The organism is uncultured Mailhella sp. (assembly GCF_947631555.1).
Taxonomy (GTDB): Bacteria; Desulfobacterota; Desulfovibrionia; order Desulfovibrionales; family Desulfovibrionaceae; genus Mailhella.
This window is the reverse complement of sequence record NZ_CANRLT010000053.1, coordinates 1-17220: the sequence shown is the minus strand read 5'-3', so window position 1 is coordinate 17220 and position 17220 is coordinate 1. Positions and strand designations below refer to the sequence as shown.

Sequence of the window (17220 nt, the reverse complement as noted above, 5' to 3'; positions counted from 1 at the left end):
TGTTCGGGCGCGATGAGCTTGAGTCCCCAGTAGATGATGGCGGGAATGGTGCCGGAGGCCAGCCAGGCGGCAATAATCATGCCCACCATGGCCAGAATCGCAATGGCGATCTGGATGCGGCCCAGGGCCTCGAACATCCCGTCCTGGAGATCTTCCCAGGTGTATCCCGTCTTGAGAGCCATGAGCGCCGCAAACGCGATCGCGCCGAGCAGCGGCAGCACCGGAGGGCGCACACCAACGACCAGCGTGCCGTACAGGATCATGGCCACGGGCAGCACGAGCGAGAGCAGCGCCCATAAGAGTGAAGGTTTGTTTCCTTTTTTCTCCATTGGTCTATCCTCAAAGATGTTTCAATCCACAGTCGCCCCATCCGCCGGCTGACTCTGCAACTGATTACCCCGCTTCGGCGGCGTCTCCATGTTTGCCGGCAGAGCCGGACAAACACGTTCGCTATCAGCGGCGCACGCGCCGCGCCTCCGGCGGTTAAGGGAGGGGGAGAGTTTACGGAATAGGATTTCATCGGCTTCGCCGTTTTGTCAACTACTCTTTCCCCCTGAAGGGGGAGGTCTAACACCACAAAGGAATCTTTGATAAAAGTTTTCCTTGTCCGTGTTCTAGCGGATTTTCCGCCGGGCCTCAAGCAGAGCCCTGAACTGTTTCCGTTGCCGGGACGCCAGGGCATAGCTTCGTGCCGGGAGCTTCAAACCGCTGCCGTGTCCGCCGTTGAGTCCGCTTGTTGAGTCCGCCTGTTGGAGAAAAAGAGCCGTTCCGGAAAAATTCTTCCAGTATTACTTGAAGTTTTAACAGAGCCGTCCGCGCTGGCTCAACCGCCGCTGGAGTGCATGGCATGGCGGACAGCCGAGACTTTCGCGGCAATGTCCTGTGCCCCGACCAGTTCTGAAACCAGGGCGCAGCACACGGCTCCGTGGGCGGCAACCGTGCCGATATTGTGTTCCTTGATGCCGCCGATGGCCACAAAGGGAAGGGAAATATGGGAAACAACCCAATCCAGATAGCCAAGCCCCACGGGTGCGCAGACGTCTTCCTTGGTTTGCGTGGCGAAAATTGGCCCGACACCGATGTAGTCCGCTCCGGCTTTGACCGCAGCAAGGGCCTGTTCCGGCGCATGGGTGGACAGTCCGATGAGCTTGTCCGGCCCGAGGAGCCGCCGCACTTCAGGCACGGGCAGGTCGTCCTGTCCGACATGGACGCCGTCTGCGTCTGCAAGCATGGCGATGTCAATATGATCGTTGATGATGAAGCAGGCTCCGGCTTCGCGGGTGAGCCTGCGCAGGATCAGGCATTCCTGCAGCATGACGCCCGCCTTGGCGTGCTTTTCGCGGTACTGGAGTATCTTCACGCCTGCGGAAAGCAGGGTGCGGGCCTGTTCTTCCACGCTGCGCCCCAGGGCAAGGCGGGAATCGGTGAGGGCGTAGAGATCGGTTTCTCCGGGGAGTATTCCGGGCATGGCTGTTTTCTCCTTCAGTGAAGGGGGCTGATGGTCCCCGTCAGAATCCATTCCAGGACGGCGTCTGTCTGCATGGCCGAGCATTGGATGACCCGAGGGGCAAGGGGAGGCTTCCAGGCAATATCAGAGCAGAAATCGCCGACCACGGTGAGTCCCTTCAGGATGCGGCGCTTCATGGCGAGACCTCCGACGCCGCCCATGCCGGAAGCGCAGATCATGGGTTTTCCGGCTTTCAGGGCATGGCTTGCAAGAAGAGCCTTGACCGCAGGCTTGTCCACGGCTTCCAGCCAGATGTCGGCCAGGGGGAGCAGTGCAGGGATGTTTTCCCCGTCCAGCCAGAGGTGACGTGCGTCCACATCAAGTTCAGGATCCAGCTCATGGAGCTGTTCAGAGAGAGCCGTGACCTTCGGCATGCCCAGATGGCGCGGCAGGTAGTACTGGCGGTTGAGGTTGGAGGCCTCCACGGCATCGCCGTCGATGATGAGGATATGGCCCACGCCGCTGCGGGCCAGCATCATGGCCGCGTTTGACCCCAGCCCGCCGGCTCCGGCCACGCCCACGCGGGCGGACTGAAGCCTGCGGCGCTGCTCCGGCGTGAAATACGCAAGAATTTCTTTTCTCATGCGGATTCTCCCGGGAGATACGGAATGCGCCTCCAGCCTCGTGCCGTCAGCGGTCGCAGCCTTCCCAGTCCTTGGCCACCGCCTGATAGCCCAGAGCGGCCAGATCGCGGGTCATCTGCTCCACGGAACGGCGATCGGAAATATCGAATTGTCCTGAGTTTTCCGCGTTGACCACGCGGCCGCCCACGGCTGTGGACACTCCGGCGGAGACGCGGTTCACGCCGATGGGAACGAGATGATTGCGCATATCCGCGGACTCGCGGCTGGATACGGTGATGCCGCAGCGAGGCAGAAAGCAGCGCAGGGCCGCCACATACTGGACAAAGGTGCGGTCGTCCACTTCGTGCTTCACCTCGAACGCCCCTTCATGCGGACACATACGGGGTACGGACAGGCCGATGTCGGTACCGGGGAAATGCTTTTGCAGCCACCAGGCGTGCAGGCCCGTGCAGAAGGCGTCGTGGATGAACTCGTCCAGACCGAGCAGAGCACCCACACCGACACCGTGCAGTCCGGCCTTAGCCGCCCGGCCCGGCGTGTTCAGCCGCCACAGGTAATCATGCTTTGGGCCGGCGGGATGCAGCCATTCGTAAAGCTCTCTGTTGTAGGTCTCCTGAAACATGGTCATGCTGTCTACGCCGTTTTGCATGAGCAGATGGTATTCCTCCAGCGTCAGGGAATACACTTCCACGCTTACCGAGGCAAAGCGGGGCTTGATGCGGGCCGCAACCTCGGCGATGTACTGCGGGGAGGAGACCTTGCGGGCGTCTCCGGTGAGCAGGAGCACATGCTGAATACCGGCGTCCGCAAGGGCAAAGGCTTCGGCCGCAGCTTCATCCACGGAGAGATGGCGGCGCTTCTGATGATTATCGGCATTGAAGCCGCAGTAACGGCAGTGATTGGTGCATACGTCGGAGATGTACAGCGGCGAGAAGATGTTCACCGCGCGCCCGAAGAAGCGAAGGGTGATTTCGCGTGAGCGCTGGGCCATGTCTTCAAGAAAGGGCCTTGCCGCGGGAGAAAGCAGGGCCAGGAAGTCTTCGGGATGGAGCACGTCCTTGCGGAGCGCGGCGCGAACGTCCGCCGCGGTGGCTCTGGACGCCAGTTCTTCCCGGCGTTCCCGCGGCCAGAGTTTCAGATATTCATCGAAATGCTCCTCGCCCGGCGCAAAGGTATCGGCAAGAATAGGATGATCGTTAAGGATGGGATCGTTCATGGAAGACTCGTGCGAACAGAAGCAGCGGAAGTTTTCAGCCGCCGGAGAGGTTGTTCCAAGTCCCTGAAACGGGAGAGCCGTGCGCGAACAGTTTCGCCCTTTGGCAGGGCCTAGCGCAGGAAGCCGGTGAGCGGAGAAGAGGCGATGGCTTTTCCCGTCTGCACGGCGCCAGCTCCGGCGAGGAAGGCGGCGCGTCCGGCTTCCACGGCGCGGCGGAAGGCTCCGGCCATGACTACGGGGTCGCTGGAAGAGGCTATGCCCGTGTTGACCAGGCAGGCATCCGCACCCATTTCCATGGCTTCGCAGGCGTGAGAGGGGCGGCCAATGCCGGCGTCCACCACCACGGGCAGGTCGATTTCCTCAATGAGGACGGCGAGCATTTCCTTCGTGCGCAGGCCGCGGTTTGTGCCTATGGGCGCCCCCAGAGGCATGACCGCCGCGGCTCCGGCGTCCACGCAGGCGCGGGCCACATAGAGGTCAGGGTTGATGTAGGGCAGCACGGTGAAGCCTTCCCTGGCCAGTATCTCCGTCGCTTTGGCGGTCTCGTAGCCGTCGGGCAGCAGGTAGCGGGTATCCGAGATGACTTCGATCTTGATCCAGTTTCCGCAGCCGGCGGCGCGGGCCAGACGTGCCAGGCGCACGGCTTCTTCGGCGCTGCGTGCGCCGGAAGTGTTGGGCAGCAGGCGCATGGAGGGCGGAATGTGTCCCATCACGCCAGAGCCGCCTTTGTCCACACGGCGCATGGCCACGGTGATGACCTGAGAGGCGCTGGCTTCGCAGACGGCGGGAATGAGGGCATCGTCCGGGTATTTGCCGGTGCCGATGAACAGGCGGCTTTCGAGTTCCACGCCGCCGATGACGAGCTTGTCAGAAGACTGCATATTATCCTCCTCCCACGAAGTGCAGGAGTTCCAGACTGTCGTCCGGGTTGAGGCGCACGGCTGCGAAGTCCTCTCCGGCGATGATGTTCCGATTGAGTTCGGCGACCACGGTGCGGGGGTCGAGTCCTCTGCCGGAGATGAGTTCCAGCAGGGTGATGCCTTCCTGTATCTCTTCGTTTTCGCCGTTGATGATGATGCGCATGAAAACCTCGTCAGGTGCACGGATACACGGGATTCCATCAGAGGGGAGGTTTCAGCGGAAGAAACCAGGCCTTCCCTGCGGCAGCATTGTCTGCGTCAGGTTCCAAGGGTCAGAGGCGTTCCTCTTTCTCAGCCATGCAACGCAGGCTCCCCCGGCTGGTGGATGGAAGATAGCCTAAGCCCGGCGCGGATTTTTTGCAAGGGTGCGGCGGCGGGCGGCGAAGCTTTTCACGCATTGGCACAGGGGCAGGAGCCAAAGGTACAGCGCAAAGGGTATGATGGACTCTCCCTGCTGAAGGGTGAGGGCCACGATGGAGAAGGCGATATTCCAGGGCAGCAGGGCGGAGATGAGGACAACGCTGTCTTCGAGATAGAGCGCCAGGCTCTGGCGATCGGTCTGCACAGGTGCGCAGAGCTGCTGCGTCAGCAAGATGGCAAGAGTCTGGTTGCAGGCCAGTGCCGCCGTGCAGACGCTGGTGACGGCGGTCGCCGGATACGGGCCAAGGCGTTGGGACAGAACGCAAATGATGCGGCTGAAATCGTCCAGAAGGCGCGAGCGCTGGATGAGCAGAGAATAGGAAGAGGAGAGCATGACGATGCCGATGACCCTTGACATGGAGGCTATCCCGCCGCCGCTCAGAAAGCCCAGCTCCGGCCGGGGCGCGGCGTAGCCGGAGACGAGCGCGGTCAGCAGGGCTTCGGGCGGGACGTGCTGGATGAAAACACCGGCCGCGGCCGCAAGGAGAATGCTGACCAGCATGGAGAGCTTCACCTCGACGCGCAGAACCCCCAGAACGATGACGGAGAGCGCGGGGAGCAGCACCAGAACGCCGCTGCGGAATTCTTCACGGAGCAGGGAAGCGGAGGAGGCATCCACGTTGTGAGCGGGAGCCAGCAGGGAGAGCAGCGCATAGCCCGCAGAGGTCAGGAGCAGGGGGATGAGTCCGGAGCGGAACATGGCGCGGAGATTGGCGTAGAGTTCGGTGCCGGTGATGGCGCAGACAAGCGCGGCGCTGGAGGACATGGGGGAACAGCGGTCGCCCACATAGACGCCGCTGAGTATGGCGCCTCCGGCAAGCACTTCATCGATGCCCGCGGCGCGGGCCATGAGCATACAGATGACGCCTAGGGTGCTCACCGTCCCGAAGGACGTTCCGAGAAGCGTACTCAGGCCGGCGCAGAGCAGGAAGCACCAGAGAAAGAAGAAGTCCGGCTCGATAAAGGAAAGCGCCTTGTCGATGAGCAGGGGGATGGTGCCGCTGATGCGCCACACACCCGTGAGCATACCGATGAGCAGGAAGATGGCAAGCAGGTTGAACACCCGGCCCGCTCCGGCAAAGAGCAGACGTAGGATTTCCGGCCAGGCGATGCCCGTACTCCGTGCGTGAAGGCTGAAACAGACAAGACCGAAGCCCAGCGCCCGGAGCAGGGAGATATTCGCGATGACACACACCGCGATACCGAGGACGAAGAGGCCAAGGACAAAGAGCCGAATCAGCCGTTCCCGCCGGAGAAGGAAAGGGTTCATCTTACTTCCTTTATGGTTTGAGACCTCGGCCTTTAGGCCGATAGAGCCCCACCCCGCCCTGAAGGGCGGGGTATCTTTGGGGCGGTAGCTTGGGAGGGGATGCAAACCCCTCCCAAGCGCAGGACGCAAAGCCCTGAAGGGCTTTGCTACATTATTGCTCAAAAATTCCTTTGTGGTTTGGAAGCTCCTCTCCGAAGCCGGAGAAATTCTTTTCGGCAATCTTTGTCTTTCAGGAAGGCGTCGCCGGCGTGCAGATTGTCCTCCGTCCGGCCAAGGGGCTGCGAGACGTGAAGCAAGACCGGCGTCTGCCGCAGATGTGGAAGCGTTCAGGAGAAATCATCGTTCAGGGCGACGATGGAAAGCCCGTTCTCGTCCGCCAGCGCCAGAGCTTCCTCACGGTCGAAGAACAGGGTTTTTCCTGCGTGGATGGCCAGTGCCGCATAACGGAGGGACACGAGATTGCGGATGGTCGTCAGGCCGATGGAGGGAAGATCCACGCGCTCGTCCTGTCCGGGCTTGACCATTTTCACGGCGGTGCAGCCTTCGCCGCCCAGTTCCGCGCCGCGCTTGATGGCGGCGTCCGAGCCTTCCAGACATTCCACGGCCATGACCATGCCCTGACGGACGACGAGGCACTGTCCGATATCATAGGACCCCATGGTGCGGGCGATGGGCCATGCGTAACGGATGTCCTTCCAGACCTCTTCGGAGGGAGCGCGTCTGGTGAGTACGCCGGCGGGGCAGCGCAGGCCCGGGGCGAGGTCGGCGGAGGACACAACGGAAAGTCCGTCCTTTTCCAGTTCCGCAATGATAGCTCTCAGCAGGGAATCATCGCCCTTGCTGCGCAGGGAGAGAACAATTTTCGCGGCCCGCCAGTCCGGGCGGAACTCCAGCGCGCGGGGTTTGTTGATGGAACCGGCCATGCACACGCGCCGGACGCCGTGTTCCCTGAAGAACTGGATCATGCGGTTGAGCTGGCCGAGATGGAGGAGCTGGAAGACGTCGGCACTGTCCGCCGTAGACGGATCCGTGTGCCCCTGAAATCCGCAGATGAAAACGCCCATCCCGGCATCGTGGGCGTCCTTTGCCACGAGGCGCGGGAATTGACCGCCTCCGGCGATGATACCGATGTTTTCTTTCATGATGGCTCCGCTTCAGGGAAAATCGCTGGCGGTATCATAGGCGCTTTTTCCCCCCCCCGCAACCGCCGCGCCTTTGTACAAGGCGCAAAGGGCGGAGCGTTTTCCTCAGCCTTGGGTGAAGGCAAAACCTTCTCTGGAGGGTGTGCACTCCTGAAACCTCCGCTGCGGTCTCAGGGGCAGTACACTTGCTCTTCCCGTCCAATCTCTATATATAGATTCTTCACGGGCGATGTGTGCAGATCCGGCTTCGGGGGAATGCCGAAGCTCCGGGAGTGTGTGCCGTGTCTGCCAAAGGCCCGGAGAATATCAGCAAGAATCCGGATGAATCAGGAGTCAGGAAGTTGCCCATGAATATCGCGCATAAGATTATCAGTTCTCATCTTCTGTCCGGGGAAATGGTTCCCGGTCAGGAGATCGGCCTCCGCGTCGATCAGACGCTCACTCAGGACGCTACGGGCACAATGGCTTGGCTGCAGTTCGAGGCCCTCGGACTGTGCTCTGTCCAGACCGAGCTTTCCGTGAGCTATGTGGATCACAATACCTTGCAGATGGGCTTCAGGAACCCTGACGATCATCGTTTCCTGCGCACCTGCGCGGCGCACTTCGGTGCGGTGTTTTCTCCGGCTGGTTCCGGCATCTGCCACCAGCTTCATCTGGAAAATTTTGCCCGCCCGGGCCGCATACTCCTGGGATCGGACAGCCATACGCCCAACGCCGGCGGCATGGGCTGCCTGGCAATGGGCGCGGGCGGCCTCTCCGTGGCGCTGGCCATGGCAGGGCAGCCGTGAAGGAGACCCTGCTGCCCTGTTCCCATGCCAAAAGTCGTCAAGGTCCGGCTCACGGGGCAGCTCACCGGATGGGCGCAGGCCAAGGACGTTATTCTGCACCTTCTGGGACGCTTGAGCGTCAAGGGCGGCGTTGGCCGCATCTTTGAATACTGCGGCCCGGGTGTGGATACGCTTTCCGTGCCGGAACGCGCCACCATTGCCAACATGGGAGCGGAGCTGGGAGCCACAGGTTCTCTGTTCCCATCGGACGAGCGCACCCGGGACTTCCTGCGCCGGATGGGACGGGAACAGGACTGGGAACCGCTTTCCGCCGATCCCGACTCCGCCTATGATGAAGAGCTGGAAGTGGATCTTTCGTCGCTGGAGCCGCTGGCGGCTCAGCCGCACATGCCCGATCGCGTGGTTCCCGTGTCCGCGCTTGCCGGGCTCAAGGTCGATCAGGTGGCGATGGGATCCTGCACCAACTCTTCCTACGCCGATCTGCATCAGGTTGCCGAAGTTCTGCACGGACACAGAGTCTGCCCGGAGACCGATACCTGCATGGCCCCCGGTTCCCGGCAGGTGCTTTCCATGCTTACGGAAGAAGGTTCGCTTTCGGCACTGCTGGAGAGCGGCGTCCGGCTGCTGGAATGTGCCTGCGGACCCTGCATCGGCATGGGCAGTTCCCCGGCCTCAGGCGGCGTGTCCGTGCGCACGTTCAACCGCAATTTCGAGGGGCGCAGCGGCACACGCGATGCCCGCGTCTACCTGACCAGCCCCGTCACCGCGGCGCAGTGCGCCCTGCGCGGCATGTTCACGGATCCCGCAACGTGGGGCAAGGCTCCCGCGCATCCCGAATTTCCGGAACATATCCCCGATGGGCGGCGGCATTTCCTCTTCCCCGCTGACACCGAGGCGGAGCGGAACGCCGTGGAGATACTGCGCGGACCCAACATCGTCGCTCTGGAACGCTTCGACGCTCTGCCCTCCGAAGTGCGGGGCGAAGTCACCCTGAAGGTGGGAGACGGCATCACCACTGACCACATCATGCCCGCGGGCGCGGAGATCACGTCCCTGCGTTCCAACATCCCCGCCATTTCCCGCTATGTCTTCAGCCGCACTGATGAGCACTTTGTCGCGCGGCAGGATAAGGCCAGAGCCGCCGGGCTTGCCGGAATCATCGTGGCCGGGGAGAACTACGGGCAGGGGTCCAGCCGCGAACATGCGGCCCTGGCTCCCCGCCACCTGGGAGTGCGCGTTCTGCTGGCGAAATCCTTTGCCCGCATCCACCGGGCCAACCTTATCAACTTCGGCATCCTGCCGCTCATCTTCGCCGATCCTGCCGATTACGACAACATCCCGCAGGGCGCCCTGATCCGCATCGAGACCGCGGGCATGGCTCCGGGCAAGGACGCGGAAATCACGGTGGAGGGCCTGGGCTGCGTGCGTGTACGCAACGACCTTTCCGCCAAGGAATGGAAGGAAATGGCGGCGGGAGGCACGCTCAACGCCTTCAGAACCGCACACACGGCGTAGCGGGCGTTCCGCTCTCGTCCTTCAACATCAGAAACTAGCAAGGAGTCGTCATGCTGGACGGCATCAGAGCCAATTCCCAGTCCTTCTTCGTGAAGGTGGCTTTCGGTATCATCATCGTGGTGTTCGTTTTCTGGGGCATCGGTTCCTACACCGGTCCCAAGGGGCTTGTCGCGTCGGTCAACGGGCGGAACATCACGGAAATGGAATTTCAGCGCACCTACGCTCAGATGGAAGAGAACGTGCGCCGTTCCATCCCCAATATCACCACGGAAATGATGGAAAGCCTGCATCTGGAACAGCAGGTGCTTCAGACCCTCGTGCGGGAAAAGCTCATCGAGGAGGAAGCCGAGCGCACGGGCATTTCCATCAGCCCGTATGAACTGCGCGCCTACCTGATGCAGCTTCCCTATTTCCAGAAGGACGGGAAGTTCGATCCCGAGGTCTACAAGACGCTTCTCGCGAACAATCATATGACGCCGCAGCAGTTCGAGGCCGATCAGTCCAGAATCCTGCTCCCGGGCAAACTTCAGCGTCTTGTTATCGCTGGTTCTTTCGTGCGCCCCGAGGCGGTGAAGGCCATGTACGATTACGCCGCCGAACAGCGCCGCGTGGACTACATCCTTTTCCCCGCCGAGCCGCACCTTGCCGCCGCAGCCCCTTCCAATGAAGAAGTGGCCAGCGCCTACGAGAGCCAGAAAGACCGCTTCACGGTTCCCCCGATGGTGGATGTCGAATATGTCCGCCTCGACCCCGCGGTGATGGGCGACCTTTCGGCAGTGAGCGACGACGAGCTGAAATCCGTCTATGAGGAGCGCATCGCCCGCTACACGGAGCCGGAAAAGGTTCACGCCCGGCACCTGCTCATCCGCGTGGCCTCTGACGCTTCCGAGTCCGAAGTGAAGAAGGCTGAGGCCGAAATCAAGGATCTTGAGGCCCGCATCCGCGGCGGCGAGGACTTTGCGGAAGCCGCCAAGGCGTACGGACAGGACGGCACTGCCGCGCAGGGCGGCGATCTGGGCTGGTTCACGGCGGAGCAGATGGTTCCCGAATTTTCCAAAGCCGCGTTTGCGCTCAAGGCTGGGGAACTTTCCGCGCCTGTACGCACCCAGTTCGGCTTCCATCTCATCAAGAGCGAAGGCCGTCAGGACGCCAGAGTTCACAGCTTTGACGAAGTGAAGGAAAAACTGCGCGCCGATCTCGCTGTCGAGGCCGCTTCCCAGGGACTTCAGGATAAGGCGGAAGCGGTTCTGGCGCAGGCCCTTGCAGGAAAGAGCATGGAAGAAGCCGCCGGCGCCGCCGGTTCCGCCGCCATCAAGCCGGAAAAGACGGGCGCCGTCTTTGCCGACGAACTGGGCAGGAAGCTCGGCCTGCGCGATGCGGACGTGAGCGCCGTCATGGGAACGCCCGCAGGAACCGTCATGGACGCTCCGCTTTCCTCCGGCGCGGCTCTTGTCGTGCTCAAAGTGACAGAGAGCAGGCCGCAGACGGTGAAGCCGCTTGACGAAGTGCGCTCTGACCTTGTCCAGGAGCTGACGAAGCAGAAGGCCGTGGATAGGGCGATGGAAGACGCGCGCAAGGCCCGCGCAGCGTTCCAGAACGACGCGCCTGCTTCCGGTGCGGAGATCAAGACTTCCGAACCCTTTGGGCGCGGCGGCAATATCGCCGGTCTTGGCGGGGATGCGGCTCTTGCCGGCGCAGTCTTCGCCGTTCCGGAAGTGGGGGCAGCCTGGCTGAAGGACGCCTTCAGGGTGAACGATGGCGCAGTTCTGGCGCGCGTTTCCGCCATTGAAGCTCCGGCGGAACAGACGTGGAAGGAGATGGAAGCCGCTATGGTGGCCAACATGCAGGCTGAACGGGCAAACATGGTGTTCCAGACCTATCTTGAACGCCTTGCCTCGGAAGCCAGCATCAAGACCTTCAACTCGCCTCTGCTGCGGGATAGCAACGGTTAGCGGGCCTCTGAAAGGGAGTGCTTCTTTTCTCCGTCCTGTGTCCTTCCCCGTGCCGCGCCGCAAAAAACGTTCTTAAGTGAAGGGCGGTGGGCAGAGCGCTCTGAGCAGAAAGCAAACGAAAAAGGCCGTGCCGTGTCGTGTGAGCGATGTGGACACGGCCTTTCTGCACGGCACTCCGGAAGACGGATTTTTGAAGACGTCCAAAGAAGCGCGAAAGAAGGGCAGCCCATGCTGCTGCCAGGCGGAAAGAGGAGGGGAAAAGTCGGGCACACCTTCTGATAAGCTGTGTATCCTATAATTAAAAGGCATGATACCCCATAAGTCATAGGCATTTGCCTTTTGGGACGGTGCGCGGTAGAACCGGGATTGCAAGCGGGGAGATTCTATGATGGACACCATCGAAAAGAAAACTTTTGATGAAGAGCGGGCGCTGTACGGACTCAGGCACGTTCATGTCGTGGACTGCGCCTTCACCGGACCGGCAGACGGAGAGAGCGCCCTCAAGGAATGTGAAGACGTCATCGCGGAACGCTGCCTCTGCAATCTGCGCTATCCCTTCTGGCATGTCCACGGACTGAAAATAAACGATTGCGAGATAACGGAACATGGCCGCGCAGCGATCTGGTATTCGGACAGCATCGAAATTGAAGGCTCACGGCTGCACGGCGTCAAGGCCCTGCGCGAGTGCTGCGATGTCTCGGTGAAAAGCTGTGACGTTCTTTCCGGGGAATTCGGATGGTTTTCGCGGGACTTCCGCATGATGGACTGCACGGTACAAAGCGATTATTTCATGCTCCATGCCAGCGGACTGAATTTTTCCAATATTCGCTTCAGCGGCAGATACGCCCTGCAATACCTGCAGGACGGCGTGTTTGCACACTGTGACATCACGAGCCGCGACGCCTTCTGGCACGCCCGCAATATCACGGTGCGCGACTCCGCGCTGAAAGGGGAGTTCCTCGGCTGGTATTCCGATGGTCTGACGCTGGAACGCTGCCGCATCATCAGTTCCCAGCCTCTTTGCTACTGCACCCATTTGAAGCTCATCGACTGCGAAGTCGTCGATTCCGATCTCTGCTTTGAGAAATCCGACCTCGACGCGGTGCTGACCGCGCCCGTGGACAGCATCAAGAATCCGCGTTCGGGAAGAATAGTCCTGCCCGCTCTGGACGAGCTGATTCAGGACGAAACGTCCCATGCGGAAATCATCATCACGGGCGGGCGTACCCGCTGAAAACTGCTGCCGTCTTGAGGAACGGCCAAGCGCTTCGCCCTTGTCTGGATGTAAACCCTGGCTGGAAGCCGGATCGAAACACCGTTGTGTAACGTTCGCCGGAACGCATCCCGCTGCGGGAAGCGGAACGGAAAAAGGCTGCCTTTCGCACGGGAATTCTGCACGGTACACACGCCCTGCGGGGAAATGAAGCAGAAAAAGCGGCGGCGGGAAGCTCTTTTCGCGCTCTCACCCTTGACATTATTTCCCGTTTGGGGGTAGCGTCATACTGCGTATGTCTTTTGGCGCCTTGGGTTTTGAGTACAGCTGAGAGGAGGTTCCCTTATGAGAAAGCTGCTGACATTCGGTTCCGTGCTGCTTGCCGTTGCTTTGGCTCTGCCGGCCGGAGCTGCGCAGTTCATGAATATTCCCGCCGGGCCGGTCAAGATGGATGTGACGAAAAATCCCGTATTTTTCGACCACGGCATCCATACGACGATGGACTGCACCGCGTGTCACAACAATGTGCCCGCACACTTCCCCCCGCTGGCCGTCAACACGGAAACCCAGTGCGCCGTGTGCCATCACAAGGTTGCCGGCACAACGCCTAAATTCAAATGCGGGACGGTGGGCTGCCATACGCCCAAGGATAAACACGCCCCGCGCAGCTACTTCAAGATCGTTCACGATCGCGACATCTACGGCGGCAAGCATATTGCGGCTTCCTGCCTCGGCTGTCATTCCACGGTCGTCAAGAGCCGTCCTGAAAAGAAGCAGGCACTGACCGGCTGCACCGGTTCCGCCTGTCACCCCAAACAGGACTAGGTTCCGCCATCGCGTGAACGCAAAACGTTTGTTTCCATGAAAAGCTCCCTGTCACGGGAGCTTTTCTTATCCGTGCGCCATTGTTCCGCCTAGAATCCCTGTCCTGCTCATGCATGTTTCTGCCGCGGCTGTTATTCCCCAGTCGCCGGGATACGCCCTGAACAGCGTTCTTCTTGTGGGCACGTCCTCTTGTAAACGGAAGTTTTGGCTTTCATCCTGCTTTCTCTCCTCGGAAAAAATGCAATTTTTGGGAAGGATGTCTTGACAGCAGCACGAGGAAGGGGCAGGTTAATGCCATCGAGCGGATGGATCGCTCGAAGAATCCTGTCAGTCAGGGTTCGCGAAGTGAGGATGCTCTCCCTTTGATGTTTTCCATCACCAGGTGATGACGGGTGATGGTTGGATTCGTAAAAACATGCTTGGCATCATCCTTGCGATGTGGAAGTGCGGCGTCAGCCTTGACACCCCTCCCACAGTGTTGCGTAACCCATTGATTTGACAGGTTTTTTATGCTCTCTCTCTCTCTCTCTCTCTCTCTCTCTCTCTCTCTCTCTCTCCAAGGAAGTAATCTTTCGCAGCGGACGGCCTCACGCCCGCGTCTTTCCGTACAGCCTTCAACCAAATTCGGGAGTGCAGCACTCATTAAGAGCGCCGCGCTCCCGCTTTTTTTCGTGTCTCACTTTGGGAAGCCCGGAAGCCGCAGCCCGCGGCGCTCGGGCTTCTTTGCGTTTAACGCCGATCCGTCCAGCTCTGCGTTCTGCTGAGCGGCGTGTTCTTTTGTATGTTTGAAACCAACCCTTGACTCAAGGAGCTTTTTATGTCTGACATCCGCCTTCTCCGTCCCGCGGCCGGAACCAATCAGTCTGTAGCCTGCGAACCGGAAGCCAACTTTATCTTTGAATTCCCCACGGACGCCGCCACCCTGTCCCGCAGCGGCGACGATCTGGTCATGACCTTTGAGGACGGCGCCACGCTGTCCCTGACGGACTTCTATAAAACGTATTCCAGCGAGAACATGCCCAGCTTCGACGTGGGCGGCTCGCAGGTGGCCGGTGCGGACTTCTTCACGGCCATGAATGAGCCTGACCTCATGCCTGCCGCAGGCCCCGGCGGCAATACGGCCCCCGGCGGCGGACGCTACCATGAATATGCGAACATGGCCCTGTACGACGGCCTTGACCGTCTGGGCGGTCTGGACGTGGGCTGGCCGGACGGCGGCTACGAGCCGGAAATTGACGGCGGACTCGGTCTCCGCGGTGCTGGCGACGAGGAAGATACCCAGAATGGCATTCCCACCATTCGCCCGACGAATCCCCAGCCCCTGGACCCCAATACGCCCGTTTTTCCTCCGGACAATCCGGACAATCCCGATGAACCGTCTGTCCCCGGCGGCAACACGAATCCCTCCATGGTTCGGGATGTGCTTACCGTACACGAAAAGCATCTGAGCAACGGCACGGCTCCAAACACGGAGGAACTGACCGTCAAGGGCAGCATGCAGGTGGAATCCCCGGACGGCATTGGTCGCCTCGTAGTGGGCGGCAAGACCGTGTACGAAAACGGCGAATTTATACCGGAGCAAAAGATTCAAACCGACGAGGGCACGCTGACGGTTACTGGATTCAATCCCCAGACCGGCGAACTCACCTATGAATATACGCTTGAGCGCTCTTCGCAGGAACATGATGAAAATGAGCATGAGGGCGCTGATCACAAGTTCGGCCACGACATCCCCGTCACGGTGACGGATCCCGATGGCGACAGCGCCTCTTCCACCATCACCGTGGTTGTGGAAGATGACGCGCCCGTGGCGAATGACGACGAGGTGACCGTCAGGGAAGGAGGAAAGGTCGAGGGAAACGTACTGGACGGCCATGCCACGGTCACGGACACAGAGGGAAGGTTCTCGGCAACGTTCCCTGATACCACCGGCGATGCCGATATGTTCGGTGCGGACGGCCATCAGGGCGACAATCCAACGGTGCAATGGAATGTTCCTAAAGGCTGGGAACGGGAAGGCGAGACCAACACCTACCACACGAAGTACGGCGACATTACGCTGAATGATGACGGAACCTACGAGTTCACCCTGGATCCGAAGAGCGAAGCGTTGCAGCAATTGGGGAGTGGAAAAGATGATCTGAGTGTCGGCTACAGTATCACGGACGCCGACGGCGATACGGACGATGCAACGCTGACCCTGCACGTTCAGGGCAAGAATCATGACGTGACTATTACCAATGATCCTCAACCTGATCCCGACGACCCTCTCAGTGGTGACGGCAAGGTTGAAAATGGCGTATCCCATGTCACCGTCTATGAGTCCGGTCTGTCCAACGGTGGCACCCATGCAGGCGAGAAAAACGCACCGACCGAGGCGGGGAACAGCTTTACCGTAAAGGCGGAAGACGGTTTGGGAGAACTGAAAATCGGCGATACGGTTGTCTGGAAGGACGGTAGCAGCCTTGTGGATGAAGACGGTTTCACGATTGAAACTAAGGATGGAAAACTTCAGATCACCGATATAACAGACAACCAGGACGGCACCTATACGGTAAAGTATAAATACACGCTGGAGCACTCCACCGCTGACCATCAGGCAGAGGGCAATGACAAAAGCCTTGACCGTGAATTTACCGTAGAGGCGAAAGACCTTGACGGCTCTACAGCCAGCGGAACCATCACGGCCACCGTGTGGGACGATGCGCCCGTGGCGAAGAACGATGATGCGGGCACAGCGATGGAAGGCAGTACGACAACGCTGTCCGGCAACGTAGTCTCGGGCACAACTTCTGGAGAGGGTAAAGATCAGTTTGGCGCAGACGGTCCTCAGGACGGCAAGGAAACAGTGGAGTGGAATGTTCCTACGGACTGGGAACCGGTAGAAGGTAAGGCCAACACCTACCACACGGAGTACGGCGACATTACGCTGAATGATGACGGAACCTACGAGTTCACCCTGGATCCGAAGAGCCAGGCGCTGCAAAATCTGAAAGACGGCGATGCAGAGTTGAAGGTGGGTTATACCATCACGGATGCTGATGGAGACGAATCCGACGCGGAACTGACGCTGCACGTTCAGGGAAAGAATCACACGCCTGAGATCACGCCTGATCCTGACGATGAAGGCCATGTAGAAGGCGCTGACGTATCCCATGTCACGGTATACGAATCCGGTTTGTCCCCCGATGGCACCGAAGCGGGCAAACAGCAGATTACGGATCAAAACAGCTTTATCGTAAAAGCGGAAGACGGCCTGCAAGATCTGACGATCAACGATCAGTCAGTCTGGGCCAACGGTGAGCTCACCGGGAAGGACGTCACGGATGCCTATGGCAACACACTCCATGTCACCGGGGTAAAAGACAACGGAGACGGTACCTATACGGTCCAGTACAAGTACACGTTGAATGGAGCGACAGACAAGCATGATAAAGATGCCCATGATGAAAGTCTCGACAGCAGCTTTACCGTAAAGGCGAAAGACGCTGACGGTGATACAGCAAGCGGAACCATCACGGCGACCGTGGTGGACGATGCGCCGGTGGCGAAGAACGACTTTGCGGGTACAGTGACGGAACACTCGGGGCAGCAGCTGGCCGGCAACGTGGTCACGGGCGAAGTCACTCATGGTGGAACTGGTACCGAGCTGAAACCAGACAATCATGGCGCTGATGGAAAGGGCACGTTTGAAAATGGAGCTCTTGTCACGTGGGATGTTTCCGGAAAGGGCTGGGCACTGGCAGAAGAACAGCCGGAGGAAGGTGGCGGAGTCACCTACAAGACGCCATACGGCGAGCTCACGCTGTACGCCGATGGCAGATATGACTTCAATCCCAACGTTAACACCAATCTTGGCCCCGATGAC

11 protein-coding genes, 2 pseudogenes and 1 riboswitch are annotated in these 17220 nt (G+C 60.0%); of the genes and pseudogenes, 5 read left to right on the top strand and 8 right to left on the bottom strand.

The annotated features are described in order from the left end of the window. The 8 genes and pseudogenes from Q0Z94_RS08080 to lpxI all read right to left on the bottom strand — a co-directional run. A pseudogene (locus tag Q0Z94_RS08080) lies at positions 1–329 on the bottom strand (Na+/H+ antiporter NhaC); the annotation flags it as partial. 494 nt (positions 330–823) lie between these two features. After that, positions 824–1468, bottom strand: coding sequence for a thiamine phosphate synthase (gene thiE / locus Q0Z94_RS08075; protein ID WP_298068564.1), 645 nt, complete (start codon positions 1466–1468; stop codon positions 824–826). Between the two features lie 14 nt (positions 1469–1482). Further along, positions 1483–2091: a sulfur carrier protein ThiS adenylyltransferase ThiF gene (thiF, locus tag Q0Z94_RS08070; RefSeq protein ID WP_298068561.1), complete on the bottom strand. Its 609-nt coding sequence runs from the start codon at positions 2089–2091 to the stop codon at positions 1483–1485. Between the two features lie 46 nt (positions 2092–2137). Continuing rightward, positions 2138–3307, bottom strand: a complete 1170-nt coding sequence (thiH, locus tag Q0Z94_RS08065) for a 2-iminoacetate synthase ThiH (RefSeq protein ID WP_298068559.1) — start codon at positions 3305–3307, stop codon at positions 2138–2140. A gap of 110 nt (positions 3308–3417) precedes the next feature. Then, the gene (locus tag Q0Z94_RS08060) at positions 3418–4188 is read right to left on the bottom strand and encodes a thiazole synthase (RefSeq protein ID WP_298068557.1); all 771 of its coding nucleotides are present in this window, start codon (positions 4186–4188) and stop codon (positions 3418–3420) included. A gap of 1 nt (position 4189) precedes the next feature. Next, the gene (gene thiS / locus Q0Z94_RS08055) at positions 4190–4390 is read right to left on the bottom strand and encodes a sulfur carrier protein ThiS (protein WP_298068554.1); all 201 of its coding nucleotides are present in this window, start codon (positions 4388–4390) and stop codon (positions 4190–4192) included. 54 nt (positions 4391–4444) lie between these two features. Next, a riboswitch (TPP riboswitch) is annotated at positions 4445–4553 on the bottom strand. Between the two features lie 11 nt (positions 4554–4564). Continuing rightward, positions 4565–5917 (bottom strand): Na+/H+ antiporter NhaC family protein, encoded by a 1353-nt coding sequence (locus tag Q0Z94_RS08050; protein WP_298068552.1) that lies wholly within the window; start codon positions 5915–5917, stop codon positions 4565–4567. A gap of 326 nt (positions 5918–6243) precedes the next feature. After that, positions 6244–7059, bottom strand: coding sequence for a UDP-2,3-diacylglucosamine diphosphatase LpxI (gene lpxI, locus Q0Z94_RS08045; RefSeq protein WP_298068551.1), 816 nt, complete (start codon positions 7057–7059; stop codon positions 6244–6246). A gap of 341 nt (positions 7060–7400) precedes the next feature. Between lpxI and Q0Z94_RS08040 the strand changes: the two are divergent. The 5 genes and pseudogenes from Q0Z94_RS08040 to Q0Z94_RS08020 form a co-directional block, all read left to right on the top strand. Beyond that, a pseudogene (locus Q0Z94_RS08040) lies at positions 7401–9362 on the top strand (aconitate hydratase). A 50-nt stretch (positions 9363–9412) separates the two neighbouring features. Continuing rightward, the gene (locus Q0Z94_RS08035) at positions 9413–11314 is read left to right on the top strand and encodes a SurA N-terminal domain-containing protein (protein ID WP_298068549.1); all 1902 of its coding nucleotides are present in this window, start codon (positions 9413–9415) and stop codon (positions 11312–11314) included. A 385-nt stretch (positions 11315–11699) separates the two neighbouring features. Next, complete coding sequence (locus Q0Z94_RS08030) at positions 11700–12548, top strand: DUF3737 family protein (protein WP_298068545.1); 849 nt, start codon at positions 11700–11702, stop codon at positions 12546–12548. Between the two features lie 324 nt (positions 12549–12872). Then, positions 12873–13352, top strand: coding sequence for a cytochrome c3 family protein (locus Q0Z94_RS08025; RefSeq protein WP_298068543.1), 480 nt, complete (start codon positions 12873–12875; stop codon positions 13350–13352). Positions 13353–14169: 817 nt separating this feature from the next. Beyond that, positions 14170–17220, top strand: a 3051-nt coding sequence (locus Q0Z94_RS08020) for a VCBS domain-containing protein (protein ID WP_298068540.1), incomplete at its 3' end; no start/stop codon positions are given.